This is a genomic window from Cellulomonas iranensis NBRC 101100 = JCM 18110 (assembly GCF_001552375.1).
In the GTDB taxonomy this organism is placed as follows: Bacteria; Actinomycetota; Actinomycetes; order Actinomycetales; family Cellulomonadaceae; genus Cellulomonas; species Cellulomonas iranensis.
Genome location: NZ_BCRB01000010.1, coordinates 61,116 through 73,195 on the forward strand (window position 1 = coordinate 61,116; position 12,080 = coordinate 73,195).

The 12,080-nt window shown below is 75.2% G+C and carries 13 protein-coding genes; 6 read left to right on the top strand and 7 right to left on the bottom strand.

Annotation, left to right across the window (positions count from 1 at the left end):
* Positions 1–675 carry a uracil-DNA glycosylase gene (locus CS2_RS03385; RefSeq protein WP_046530097.1) on the bottom strand — a complete coding sequence of 225 codons (675 nt, stop codon included), beginning with the start codon at positions 673–675 and terminating at the stop codon, positions 1–3.
* 147 nt (positions 676–822) lie between these two features.
* Between CS2_RS03385 and CS2_RS03390 the strand changes: the two genes are divergently transcribed.
* The 3 genes from CS2_RS03390 to CS2_RS03400 all read left to right on the top strand — a co-directional run bounded on the left by CS2_RS03390 (position 823) and on the right by CS2_RS03400 (position 2,211).
* Positions 823–1,137, top strand: coding sequence for a DUF3263 domain-containing protein (locus CS2_RS03390; protein WP_046530098.1), 315 nt, complete (start codon positions 823–825; stop codon positions 1,135–1,137).
* Between the two features lie 99 nt (positions 1,138–1,236).
* Positions 1,237–1,860 (top strand): LytR C-terminal domain-containing protein, encoded by a 624-nt coding sequence (locus CS2_RS03395; RefSeq protein WP_070318886.1) that lies wholly within the window; start codon positions 1,237–1,239, stop codon positions 1,858–1,860.
* Between the two features lie 147 nt (positions 1,861–2,007).
* Positions 2,008–2,211 (top strand): cold-shock protein, encoded by a 204-nt coding sequence (locus tag CS2_RS03400; RefSeq protein WP_070318887.1) that lies wholly within the window; start codon positions 2,008–2,010, stop codon positions 2,209–2,211.
* Between the two features lie 69 nt (positions 2,212–2,280).
* Here CS2_RS03400 and CS2_RS03405 read toward each other — a convergent pair whose 3' ends face one another.
* On the bottom strand, positions 2,281–3,753 hold the full coding sequence (locus tag CS2_RS03405; RefSeq protein ID WP_070318888.1) for a glycoside hydrolase family 15: 1,473 nt from the start codon (positions 3,751–3,753) through the stop codon (positions 2,281–2,283).
* 229 nt (positions 3,754–3,982) lie between these two features.
* Here CS2_RS03405 and groL point away from each other — a divergent pair, with 229 nt between their 5' ends.
* Positions 3,983–5,608, top strand: a complete 1,626-nt coding sequence (gene groL / locus CS2_RS03410; RefSeq protein ID WP_046530101.1) for a chaperonin GroEL — start codon at positions 3,983–3,985, stop codon at positions 5,606–5,608.
* 101 nt (positions 5,609–5,709) lie between these two features.
* Here groL and CS2_RS03415 read toward each other — a convergent pair whose 3' ends face one another.
* The 5 genes from CS2_RS03415 to flgN form a co-directional block, all read right to left on the bottom strand.
* Positions 5,710–6,918 (bottom strand): EAL and HDOD domain-containing protein, encoded by a 1,209-nt coding sequence (locus CS2_RS03415; RefSeq protein ID WP_046530102.1) that lies wholly within the window; start codon positions 6,916–6,918, stop codon positions 5,710–5,712.
* A 79-nt stretch (positions 6,919–6,997) separates the two neighbouring features.
* Positions 6,998–7,438 carry a flagellar assembly protein FliW gene (locus CS2_RS03420; protein ID WP_070318889.1) on the bottom strand — a complete coding sequence of 147 codons (441 nt, stop codon included), beginning with the start codon at positions 7,436–7,438 and terminating at the stop codon, positions 6,998–7,000.
* On the bottom strand, positions 7,435–8,334 hold the full coding sequence (gene flgL, locus CS2_RS03425; protein ID WP_046530104.1) for a flagellar hook-associated protein FlgL: 900 nt from the start codon (positions 8,332–8,334) through the stop codon (positions 7,435–7,437). Before flgL ends, CS2_RS03420 begins: the two co-directional genes overlap by 4 nt.
* A gap of 5 nt (positions 8,335–8,339) precedes the next feature.
* Complete coding sequence (gene flgK / locus CS2_RS03430; RefSeq protein WP_070318890.1) at positions 8,340–9,758, bottom strand: flagellar hook-associated protein FlgK; 1,419 nt, start codon at positions 9,756–9,758, stop codon at positions 8,340–8,342.
* A gap of 7 nt (positions 9,759–9,765) precedes the next feature.
* On the bottom strand, positions 9,766–10,263 hold the full coding sequence (gene flgN / locus CS2_RS03435; protein ID WP_226237093.1) for a flagellar export chaperone FlgN: 498 nt from the start codon (positions 10,261–10,263) through the stop codon (positions 9,766–9,768).
* 366 nt (positions 10,264–10,629) lie between these two features.
* On the opposite strand from flgN, the gene CS2_RS03440 reads away from it, so the two are divergent.
* Complete coding sequence (locus CS2_RS03440) at positions 10,630–11,496, top strand: sigma-70 family RNA polymerase sigma factor (protein ID WP_070318902.1); 867 nt, start codon at positions 10,630–10,632, stop codon at positions 11,494–11,496.
* A 77-nt stretch (positions 11,497–11,573) separates the two neighbouring features.
* The coding region (locus tag CS2_RS03445; RefSeq protein ID WP_156441980.1) for a glycosyltransferase family 2 protein at positions 11,574–12,080 on the top strand (507 nt) is incomplete at its 3' end.

Consider the following 12,080-nt stretch of genomic DNA (forward strand, 5'->3'; position numbering starts at 1 on the left):
TCAGGGCAGGCGCCAGTCCACCGGTGCGGCGCCCTGCTCGCGCAGCAGCGCGTCGACGCGCGAGAACGGCCGCGACCCGAAGAACCCGCGGCTCGCGGACAGCGGGCTCGGGTGCGGGCTCGCGACCACGGGGACGTCGCCCAGCGCCGGGCGCAGCGACTGCGCGTCGCGGCCCCACAGCACCGCGACGAGCGGCCCGCCGCGTTCCACGAGCGCCGCGATGGCGCGGTCGGTGACCTGCTCCCAGCCGCGGCCGCGGTGCGAGGCCGGCGCGCCCGGCCGCACGGTGAGGACCCTGTTGAGCAGCATCACGCCCTGGTCCGCCCACGGCGACAGGTCGCCGCTCGTGGGGGCGGGGACCCCCAGGTCGTCGACGAGCTCGCGGAACACGTTCGCGAGCGAGCGCGGCAGCGGCCGCACGTCGGGCTGCACCGAGAACGATAGCCCCATGGGGTGCCCCGGCGTCGGGTACGGGTCCTGCCCGACCACCAGGACGCGCACGTCCGCGAGCGGGCGCTGGAACGCGCGCAGGATCGCGTCGGACGCCGGCAGGTAGGCGTGGCCCGCGGCGACCTCCTCGCGCAGGAACTGGCCGGCCGCGCGCAGCGCGGGCTCGGCGGGGGCCAGGGCAGCGGCCCAGTCGGGCGCGACGAGCTGGTCGAGAGGCGCGGTCACGAGCCCGCACGCTACCCGTGAGGGCTCCCGCACGGAGGCGGACGACGACGCGCCGACCGCCGCGCGCGGACGAATGACACCGGTGTGGTTCCGCACGTACCATGACGCGGAGCAGCGCGACCCGCACTGCCGGCACGAGGAGGAACCATGGACGCGAGCGCGGCGCCCGCCTCCCCGGGCGACGAGGTCCGCGACGACGCGCGCGGGGCCGACGGCCTCAGCGACCGCGACCGGCAGGTCCTCGAGTTCGAGCGCCAGTGGTGGAAGTACGCCGGCGCGAAGGAGCAGGCCGTGCGCGAGCTGTTCGACATGTCCGCCACGCGCTACTACCAGCTCCTCAACGCGCTCATCGACGACCCGGCGGCCCTCGCGCACGACCCGATGCTCGTCAAGCGGCTGCGGCGCATGCGGTCCTCGCGGCAGCGCGCGCGCACCGCGCGCCGCCTCGGCGCCGAGGGCTGAGCGGCAGGTGCCCCGTCCGTCCGGGTATGTCGCCCCGGCGGCGCGGCCGTGCGGCGGGCCTGGCCGGTGCGGCGGCCCCGAGACGTTAGCCTTGCGGCCGTGAGCAAGGCCGACTACCCGTACCCCGAGGACGAGTTCGACGCGATCTCGCCCGACGCCCCGACGGGTGTGCACCGTGCCCCGCGCTCCACGTGGAGCAAGTGGTGGCCGTTCCTCGTCGTGCTCGTCGTCGTGCCCGCGCTCGCCTGGGGCGTCGTGACCTTCCTGTCGCGCACCGGCAACCTGCCTGGCGACGCGTCGCAGCCCCAGGGCGGCACCAGCGGCGAGGTCCAGGAGCCGCCCGCCGACGACCCCGCGACCGACGGCGCCGAGGACCCCGCGACCGACGGGGCCGAGGAGCAGCCGACGCCCGCGCCCGAGGAGACCGTCGAGGCGCCGCAGCCCGTGCTGACCACGCCGGTGCGCGTGCTCAACGGTGCGCGGGTGGCCGGCCTGGCCGCCGAGGTCGCGGGACAGCTCGAGACCGCGGGCTTCACGGACGTGACGCCCGACAACGCCACCGGCTCGCTGCCCGCGCAGTCCACGGTGTTCATCGCCTCGGAGGACCTGCGGGCGACGGCCGACCTCGTCGCGAGCACCGTGAACGTGCCGACGATCGTCGTCGACGCCCAGCGCGCCGGCACCGGCGTCTCCGTCGTCCTCGTCACCGACCCGCGCGGCTGACAGGCCCCGGCGGGCGCCCGCGCCGCCCCGGCACGTCACGTCACGTCACCTGAGCGGACCCTGGTCGCGCGTCCACGCCCCGCACTAGGCTCCGGGCACCGGGGCGACGGCGGATCTCCCCGGGCACCGGACGTCGAGGAGCACGGCATGGCCCAGGGCACGGTCAAGTGGTTCAACGCGGAGAAGGGGTTCGGCTTCATCACGCCCGAGGGCGGGGGCCAGGACCTCTTCGTGCACTACAGCGCGATCCAGGTCGACGGCTACCGCACCCTCGAGGAGGGACAGGCGGTCGCCTTCGAGGTCGGGCAGGGCACCAAGGGCCCGCAGGCCGAGCAGGTGCGTCCCGTCTGACGGCGCGGACGGACGGCCCGGTCGCCCCGGCGGCCGGGCCGTCGTCGTGCCTCGGCCCGCGGACGTCCGTCACGACCCGTCGAGCGCGTCGAGCGCGAGCAGCACGCACGCGGCGCTCCACGCCAACGGCGCGACCGCCGCGGGCGCACCGTCCGCGAGCAGCTTCTCCGGGATCGACCCGGACGCCGTGCGGTGCGCGTCGATGACGTCGAGCCAGCGCGTCGCCGTCGCGACGTCGCCCTGCTCGGCGGCGACCCAGGCGTACAGCGAGGTCTGCGGCGTCCACGACACGCCGTCGCGGCGCCACGCGCCGCCCGGTGCCAGCCCGGCCGCGGGCCGCAGCATCGACGGCACCGACGCGCGCCACGCCACGGCGCCGTCCGCGGGCGGCTGCGCCCAGAACGGCGCGAGGACGAACGCGCTCGCGGCGTCGGGGACCGGGCGCGACGGGTAGCGCCCGTAGCCGCCCGGCCCGAACGCGGCGACGACCGCGTCCCGCGCCCGTGCCGCGCCGGCGCGGGCCCGCGCGGCGTCGTCGGGGCGGTCGGCCGCCGACAGCACCGCCGCCGCCTGCTCGAGGCCGGCCACGAGCGGGGCCGCCGTGCCGAGCGTGACCTCGTGCTCGGCGACCTCCCAGTAGTCCGGCGACGCCGGCGGCAGGCCCTCGGCCACGAGCGTCAGCGCGTGCGTCGCCGACCGCGACACGAGCGGTGCGAGACGTGCCGCGACGGCCGGCCGCTCGGCCGCCGGCACCTCGGCGAGCACCAGGCCCGCCGCCCACATCGACCAGCCCGTGCCGTCGCTCTGCGTGCCGCGGTCGTCGGGCGGCCCGGAGCCGTCGGGCCGGTACCGCGCCTCGAACGACCCGTCCGGCTCCTGCACGTCCGCCAGGAAGTCGAGCAGCGCGAGCGCGTCCGCGACGCGGCCCGTGCGGGCGAGCGCGACCGCGACGAACGACGCGTCGCGCGGCCACACGTACCGCCAGTGCGGCGACCACCCGGCGACCACGACGCCGTCGACCGTCAGGGCGTGCAGGTCGAGCAGCGCCGCGCGTGCCAGGCCCGCGTACCGGCCGTCGTCGCCGGGCACGGTCCCGGCGGCGAGCCAGGCCCGCTGCTCGGCAGCGGCGGCCCGGGCGGCCCGCGGCCCGAGCGGCACCGTCGTCGTCGGCGTGCCGCCGAGCGCCGCGGTGAGCACCGCGACCGCCGGGTCGGGCACGCGCGTGCCCGGCAGGTACGTCGCGACGGCGGCCACGGGGACCTCGGCCCGCGCGCCGTCGGGCAGCACCGCGACCGCCTGCTGGTAGAGGTCGATCCGTGCGTGCGTCGTGCTCGACGCCCCGACGCCCGTGCCGACCCCGCCGACGGCCCCCGCCCCGGTGCCCGTCCCGGTGGACGACGCGGCGGCCGGAGGGCCCGGCGGTGCGGGGGTGGCGCGGTCCGCGGGCGCCGGCGCCACGGCCGCCAGCAGCGCCCCGACCAGCACGACGACCGCGCGGGCGCGGGCGCGCCGGGCGCGGCTCACGACGACGGCGTCGGGCACGACGGCACCCTAGACCTTCGCGGCGGGCGGACGGCAGGACCACGGGCGCTGCTTGCACTCGGAGGGGTCGAGTGCTAACCATTGACTTAGCACTCTCCGGTGGAGAGTGACAGCAGCACACCGGCCGTAGGTGAGGGCCGTCGCGCGTGGGACGTGAGCGCGCACGGCGGCCCGTCCGTCGCGGGCACCGACCGGCCACCCCACGAACCGGAAGAAGGATCACAGCCCCATGGCCAAGATCATCGCCTTCGACGAGGAGGCCCGGCGGAGCATGGAGCGCGGGCTCAACACGCTCGCCGACACCGTCAAGGTCACCCTCGGCCCCAAGGGCCGCAACGTCGTGCTCGACAAGAAGTGGGGCGCGCCGACGATCACGAACGACGGCGTCTCCATCGCCAAGGAGATCGACCTCGAGGACCCGTACGAGAAGATCGGTGCGGAGCTCGTCAAGGAGGTCGCCAAGAAGACCGACGACGTCGCGGGCGACGGCACCACCACCGCCACCGTCCTGGCCCAGGCGCTCGTGCGCGAGGGCCTGCGCAACGTCGCGGCCGGCGCCAACCCGATCGCCCTGAAGAAGGGCATCGAGAAGGCCGTCGAGGCGGTCACCGCCCAGCTGCTCGACCAGGCGAAGGAGGTCGAGACCAAGGAGGAGATCGCCGCCACGGCCGCGATCTCGGCCGGCGACCCGGCGATCGGCGAGCTCATCGCCGAGGCGCTCGACAAGGTCGGCAAGGAGGGCGTCATCACGGTCGAGGAGTCGAACGCCCTCGGCCTGGAGCTCGAGCTCACGGAGGGCATGCGCTTCGACAAGGGCTACCTGTCGGCGTACTTCGTGACCGACCCGGAGCGCCAGGAAGCGGTCCTCGAGGACGCGTACGTCCTGCTCGTCGAGTCCAAGGTCTCGAACGTCAAGGACCTGCTGCCGCTGCTGGAGAAGGTCATCCAGGCCGGCAAGCCGCTGCTCATCGTGGCCGAGGACGTCGAGTCCGAGGCGCTCGCGACGCTCGTCGTGAACCGGATCCGCGGCATCTTCAAGTCCATCGCCGTCAAGGCGCCGGGCTTCGGCGACCGCCGCAAGGCGATGCTGCAGGACATGGCCGTCCTCACCGGTGGCCAGGTCGTCTCCGAGACCGTCGGCCTCAAGCTGGACCAGGTCGGCCTCGAGGTGCTCGGCACGGCGCGCAAGGTCGTCGTGACCAAGGACGAGACCACGATCGTCGAGGGGGGTGGCGACGCCGGCCAGATCCAGGGCCGCGTCAACCAGATCCGCGCCGAGATCGAGAACTCGGACTCCGACTACGACCGCGAGAAGCTCCAGGAGCGCCTCGCCAAGCTCGCGGGCGGCGTCGCCGTCATCAAGGCGGGCGCGGCGACCGAGGTCGAGCTCAAGGAGCGCAAGCACCGCATCGAGGACGCCGTGCGCAACGCGAAGGCGGCCGTCGAGGAGGGCATCGTCGCCGGTGGTGGCGTCGCGCTCATCCAGGCCGGTGCCAAGGCGTTCGAGACCCTCGTGCTCGAGGGCGACGAGGCGACCGGTGCGCAGATCGTGAAGCTCGCGATCGAGGCCCCGCTCAAGCAGATCGCGATCAACGCCGGTCTCGAGGGCGGCGTCGTCGCCGAGAAGGTGCGCAACCTCCCGACGGGTCACGGCCTCAACGCCGCGACCAACACGTACGAGGACCTGCTCGCCGCGGGCGTCAACGACCCGGTCAAGGTCACGCGCTCGGCGCTGCAGAACGCCGCGTCGATCGCCGGTCTGTTCCTCACCACCGAGGCCGTCGTGGCCGACAAGCCGGAGAAGGCCGCCCCGGCCGCGCCCGGCGGTGGCGAGGACTTCGGCGGCGGCTTCTGAGCCACGCAGTCCCCGCATGACACGGAGGGCCGCTCACCCCGCGGGGTGAGCGGCCCTCCGCTCGTCCGTGGCCGGTGCGCCGAGCGCGACCGGCCGGTGCGTCAGCCCGCCGCCGCGAGGCGGCTCGCGAGCGACAGCGCGCTCGAGACCGCGTCGAGGTAGACGCGGCCCACGTCGTACGGGTCGAGGCCCGTCGCGGCGACGCCCGCCGGGTCGTTCTTCTCCTGCGCGAGGACGGCCGCCAGGGCCTGGCCGTAGCGGCCCTGGTGGTGCTCGAGCGCCGCGGCGACCTCGTGCGAGACGCCCGTGCGCGAGACGACCTGCGACGGCGCGACCTTGAGCTGCGCCGCGACGGCCGACAGCAGGCCCACGGTGTACCCGGTGTCGTCACCCGTGATGCTCGAGACGGCGGTCGCGCGGGTCAGGAGGTACCACAGCGTCTCCATCGCGGCCGGCGTGGACCCCACGAGGGCCGCGGTCGCGAGCGCACCGAGCTGGCGCGGCCCCACGAGCACGACGGCGCGGTGCACCGAGTCGACCTTGTGGCGCACGCCCATGGCCGACGAGTTCACGAGGTGCAGCACGCGGATCGACAGCTCGGGGTCGCTCGCGACGGTCTGCGCGCACGCCGCCGGGTCCGGCGTCGGCCCGGAGACGAGCCGGATCACCTCGAGGCACTGGATCTCGCCGACCGTGAACGACCGGACGGGCTCGACGGGCCGCTGCTCGAGCACGAGCGGGCCCTGCAGGAACTCGGCGCCCGCCTCGAGCGCGGCGTCGACCCGGTCGCGGGTCGTGGCGTTCTCCGCGACGACGACCGCGCCGCGCGACGCGGCCTGCGCCGTGAGCTCGGCGAGCCGTGCCGGGTCCTGCGCCGCGTCGACCTTGACCATCTGGACGTACGGCAGCAGCGCGACCTGCTGGGGCGTGCCGCTGTAGTCGGCGAGCGCGAGGCGCACGCCGTCCTCGACGAGCCCGCCCAGCCGGTCGGCCGCACCGGTCGCCGACTGCAGGTGCGGCGGGACCTCGACGACCACGCCGTGCGGCAGCTCTAGCAGCGCCGCGGGGTTCGCGAGCACCGAGCGCGTCGGGCGGATCACGAGCGGCCGCTCACCCGCGAGGCGCGTGAGGTCGATCGTCCGGAACATCGCGTCGACGAGGTGCTCGACGGACTCCTCCGGCAGGGGGAGACCGGAGCCGTCGGGCACGATCCCGCGCACGGCGTACGCGAAGATGCTCCGGTCGGGGTGGACGACCGGCTGGCGGAGGATCGACGCGCTGGCGCGGGCGTTGCTGGTCGGGGTGGTCACACGGCCTCCCGGGCAGGGGTGATTTCACCCCTCCATCGGCACGTGCGGACCCGCGCTGAGAGATATGGGCCGCGCGTCGTCAGGCCAGCGGTGCCCGCAGCGGCAGGTCGTCCTCGAGCACGACCTGCAGCGCGCGGCCGTCCGCGGGGTGCACGACCACGGGGGCGAGCAGGTTCGCCGACGGGTGCGCCCGGTCGTCGTCCGCGGGGTGCACGACCACGAGCAGCACCGGCGCCTCGTCGGGCGCGAGCCCGAGCGTCGCGCGGGCCTCGGACGGGACCGTCGGCGCGTAGTCCGGGAAGAACGCGTGCGGCTCGACGACGAACAGCCGTGCCGGCCGCACGCCGTCCGGCTCGGACCGCAGCGTGAACAGCAGCCCGGTCTCGTCGAGCGGTGCGAGGGTCCACTCGTGGTGGCCGGGCAGGCCCGGCAGCTCGGTGGCGACCCGCAGCAGCGGCGGCAGGTCGCGCGGGCCGGCGGGCGTGACGACCGTGACGGGGGCGGCGTGCAGCGCGCTCATCGCAGGAAGTCCAGGAGCGAGGGCTGCAGGACCTTGGCCGCAGCGCCCAGCGCCCCGCGGTAGGCGACCTCCTGGGCCTGCACGTCGAGCGTGATCTGGGCGAGGTCGATGTCCTCGATGCCGCCGATCTGCTCCTTGAGCGTGACCGTCCGGGCCATGAGGACGTCCTTCGCGGCGATGACCTGCCCGTGCCGTGCGCCGACCGACGCGACCTGCTCGAGCATCGCCGAGATGCGGCCGTCGACCGCGTCGAGGTGCGTCGACATGTCGGTGCTGCCCGAGCGGATCGCGGCGGCGACGCGGTCCAGGACCGCGAACACCGAGTCGTCCCCGGTGCCGAAGGTCTGCCCGCCGTCGGCGTCCACCCGGACGGTCGCGCCCGGGCCGACCTCGCGCGTCACCGTGGCGCCGGCGAAGCCGTTGAAGACGTAGGGCGGGGTCGCGGCCGGGTCCACCGTGAACGCCGGGTCCTTGCTGGTGCCGGCGAAGACCTGGCGACCCGAGTAGGACGCGTTGGCCTGCTGCAGCAGCTCGTCGCGGCGCGCCTCGATCTCGGCGGCGAGGGCCTCGCGCGCGTCGGCGCTCAGCGAGCCGTTCTCGGCACGGACCACCAGGACGCGCGTCGCGTTCGCGATGGACAGGGACTCGCGGACCGCCTCGTCGACCGTCGCGAGCCACGCGTCGCCGTCGGCGCGGTTGCGCTCGTACTGCGTGACGGCCCGCAGGTCGGCCCGCAGGCGCAGCAGGTCGTGCGCGCCGGCGGGGTCGTCCGACGGCACCGCGATCTTGGTGCCGCTCGACATCTGCGCCTGGAGCCGGGCGCCCGCGGCGAGGCTCGCCTGCAGGTTCGCCAGCGTCGAGCGCTGGATGGTGCTGTGCGTGACGCGTGTGACCATGCCGGTCACCTCCCGACGATGCCGGTGCGGTTGATGAGGGTGTCGAGCATCTCGTCGATCGCGGTGAGCACGCGGGCGGCGCCCTCGTACGCGCGCTGGTGCGCGAGCATGTTCACCGTCTCCTCGTCGATGTCGACGGACGCGTTCGCGAGCTGCTGGTTCTCGGCGGACACGAGCCCGACGTTCGCGACGGTCGCGCGCGACGTCGCGCTGGCCGTCTTGACGCCGATGTCGGTGACGACCGAGCGCCACAGCGCGTCGGGGCCGTCGTTGGCGCTGCCGAGCCGCGCGATCTCGGTCGCGACCGAGCCGTCGAACGGGCCCTTGCCGTCCTCGCCGGCCGCGACCTCGCTGCCCTGCGTGAGCGCCACGCGGAGGCTGAGCGCGGCGGGCTCGCCGGCGGTGACCGCGAAGAAGTCGCCGCCCGGGGTCCCGTCCTCGCGGCGCGCGGTCGCGTGCAGCGCGTTGACCTGGTCGTGGAGCTGCTGGGCGACCTTGTCGTACTGCTGCGCGGCGCCCGTGAGGATCCCGCCCTGGTCGGGGGGTGCGAGCACCGAGAGCAGACCCGCGACGCGGCCGCCCTGCAGGCCGGCCGGGAGCGTCGGGTGGTCGGCCCACACGACGGACACCGCGGTGCCGGCGGTGGCCTGCGAGAACGCGTTCGCGCCGGTCACGGCGAGCTCGCTGACGTCCTTGCCGGTCACGAGCAGGTTGCCGCTGACGAGCACGTCGACCTGGCCGTTCTCGCGGACCCGGCTCGACGCGCCCACGAGGGAGGACAGCTCGGTGACGAGCGCGTCGCGCTGGTCGGAGAGCTCGTGGGTGGTCCCGCCCGAGCTCTCGATCGCGAGGATGCGCTCGTTGAGGTCGGCGACCGAGGACGCGGCCGCGTTGACGCGGTCGACGAGCGCGACGGTGGTGCTCAGGCTCTGCTGCCACTGCGTGGCCGCGTCGGAGTACAGCGTGTGCAGGCGCGTCGCGACCGCGTTGCCGCGCTCGAGGACGACGGCCCGCGCGGACTCCCGGTTGGCGCCGTTGGCGAGGTCGGCGAACCCGGCCCACAGGTCGGAGAGCTGACCGCCGAGGCCGGTCTTGGCGGGCTCGCCGAGGCTCTTCTCGAGCGAGGTGTACGCGTCGGCGCGCGCCGTCAGCTGGCCGGCCGTGCCGGCCGCCGCGCGGACCTTGGCGTCGAGGAACACGTCGCCGAGGCGGACGGTGCCCGTGCTGCTGACGCCCTGGCCGACGCCGTTCGACGTCGCGAACATCGACGGGACGCTCTGCGCCGCGACCGGGGAGAGGTTGACGCGCTGGCGCGTGTACCCGTCGGTCTTGGCGTTGGCGATGTTCTGCGCCGAGACGTCGAGGGCCTGGCGCTGGGCGATGAGCGAGCTCAGGGCGGTCCCGAGTCCGGAGAAGGTGCTCACGGGTCTCCTAGATCGACCGGTCGACGAGGCGGGCGTGGGGGGTCTCGACGGTGGCGCGCTGGCCCAGCCCGTCGTAGGTCTGCACGGTGTCGTGCAACGACATGAGGGTCTCCTGCGCGGCGCGGTGCGACACCGCGAGCAGCTCGCGGTTGCCGTCGGCGAGCGCGGAGATCTCGGCGGTGAGCGACGCGAACGCGTCGCGGTGCGTGCGCAGGAGGTCGTCCCAGGGGGACGGGGCGTGCGCGGCGAGCTCGGCGAGGCCGGCGCCCGGGTCGAGCCCGAGCAGGCGCGCGACGGCGTCGGCCTCGGTGGCACGGCCGAGCTCGGCCGTGCGGATCTCGTCGAGGACGGCCTCGACCTCGCGCGTGGCGTGGCCGAGCCAGCGGGTGCGGCCCGAGCTGAGCACGAGCTGCTCCTCCTCGAGCTTGAACAGCAGCAGCTCGAGCAGGTGGCGCTCGCGCCAGAGGACCTCCGACAGCTGCTCGAGGGTGGGTCGCAGATCCACCGTCCACCTCTTCCTCGTCGCGTCGGTTCGCCGCACCGGCCTGTCGACGCTACCCATCGGACGGCCGCGGGAGGATCTGACGGTTTCGCGCGGCCTGCGGCGCACATCTGCCCGAGGCAACCGGGACGCCGTGACCTGCCGCGGGCGTCACGCCTGATCGGAAGCGCTTGCGCGGTCACGAGGGGATGGGCGCGTGAAACGGATGTGATCTATGTCACAGGCGCGAGGCCGTCTACGGGGGTTCGGACCGGTTCGTCGGCCCGGTCGCGCACGAAGGTCCCAATGAGGCGTTTCCTGCCCTCGGAACGTGGGTGCGCGCCCACCCTCAACCTCGCGCCGGCCCCGACCGAGGCCATCGGTGTGAGCGTGAACAGCACCCCCGTGGACGTCACGGACCTCGTGGTCGAGCACCTGCCGATCGTGGGCTACAACGTGTCCGAGATCCTCCACCGCGTGCCCCCGACGGTGAGCCGCGACGAGCTCGCGTCCGCCGGCGCCCTCGCCCTGGTCCTCGCGGCCCGCGCCTACGACCCGTCGACCAACGTGCCGTTCGCGCGGTACGCGACGCTGCGCATCAAGGGCGCGCTGCTCGACGAGCTGCGCTCGATGGACTGGGCGAGCCGCGGCGCGCGCCGCCGCTCGCGCGACCTCGAGGCCGCGACCGACCGGCTGCGCGGCGTGCTCGGCCGCACCCCGACCCGCGCCGAGCTCGCCGAGACCCTCGGCGTGGCCGTCACCGCGGTCGACGAGGCGCGCGCCGACGCCGAGCGTCGCGTGCTGTCCCTCGACGTGCCGGGCACGCCCGTCGCCGAGACGCTGCGCGACGCGCAGCAGACGCCCGAGGAGCACGTGCTCGCCGGCGAGCGCGTGCACTGGCTGCGCGCGGCCGTCACCGAGCTGCCCGAGCGGCTGCGCGTCGTCATCGCCGGCCTCTACCTCGATGACCGCACGATCGCCGAGCTCGCCGAGGACCTCGGCGTGACGCAGTCGCGCATCAGCCAGCTGCGCACCGAGGCCCTCGGCCTGCTGCGCGACGGCCTCAACACCGCGTTCGACCCCGACCTCGTCGCCGCCCCCGCGCGCCCCGACGGCGTCGCCGAGCGCCGCCGGCAGGCCTACTACGCGTCCGTCGCGGCCCGCGCCGCGCTGTCGTCGGCCGCGGGCGCCACGCTCGACGTCGTCCCGACGCCGCGCACCGGAGCGCACGACGGCGTGCTGCGCACGATCGCCTGACGCGTCCCCCGGACGGCTCAGCGCGGCCGCGCGGCCGCCGATGGGTGGGCGTCGCCACGTCACCCGCCGGAGGACGCATGTCCCGCACCGCCACCACCGTGTCCGCCGTCCTCATCGTCAAGGACGAGGAGGCGGTCCTCGAGGAGTGCCTCGCGTCCGTCGCGTGGGCCGACGAGGTCGTCGTCTACGACACCGGATCGAGCGACCGCACGCGCGAGATCGCGCGCCGCCTCGCCACGACCGTCGTCGAGGGCCACTGGGACGACGACTTCGGCGCCGCGCGCAACCGCGCCCTCGCGCACGCGACCGGGCGGTGGGTGCTCGCGATCGACGCCGACGAGCGGTTCGAGGGCGACGGCGACGCGCTGCGGCACGAGCTCGCCCGGCACGACGCCGACGCCGACGTGCTCACCGTCACGATCGTCGACGTCGCCGACCGCGCCGCGGGGGAGTCCGGCAGCTTCCTCGGCGCGCGCCTCGTGCGGCGGGCGGCGGTCCGCTGGGAGGGGGCGCTCCACGAGCAGCCCGTGCGCCTCGACGGCGCGCCGACCCGCCTGCGGCGGGCGACGGGCGTCGCCCTCGTG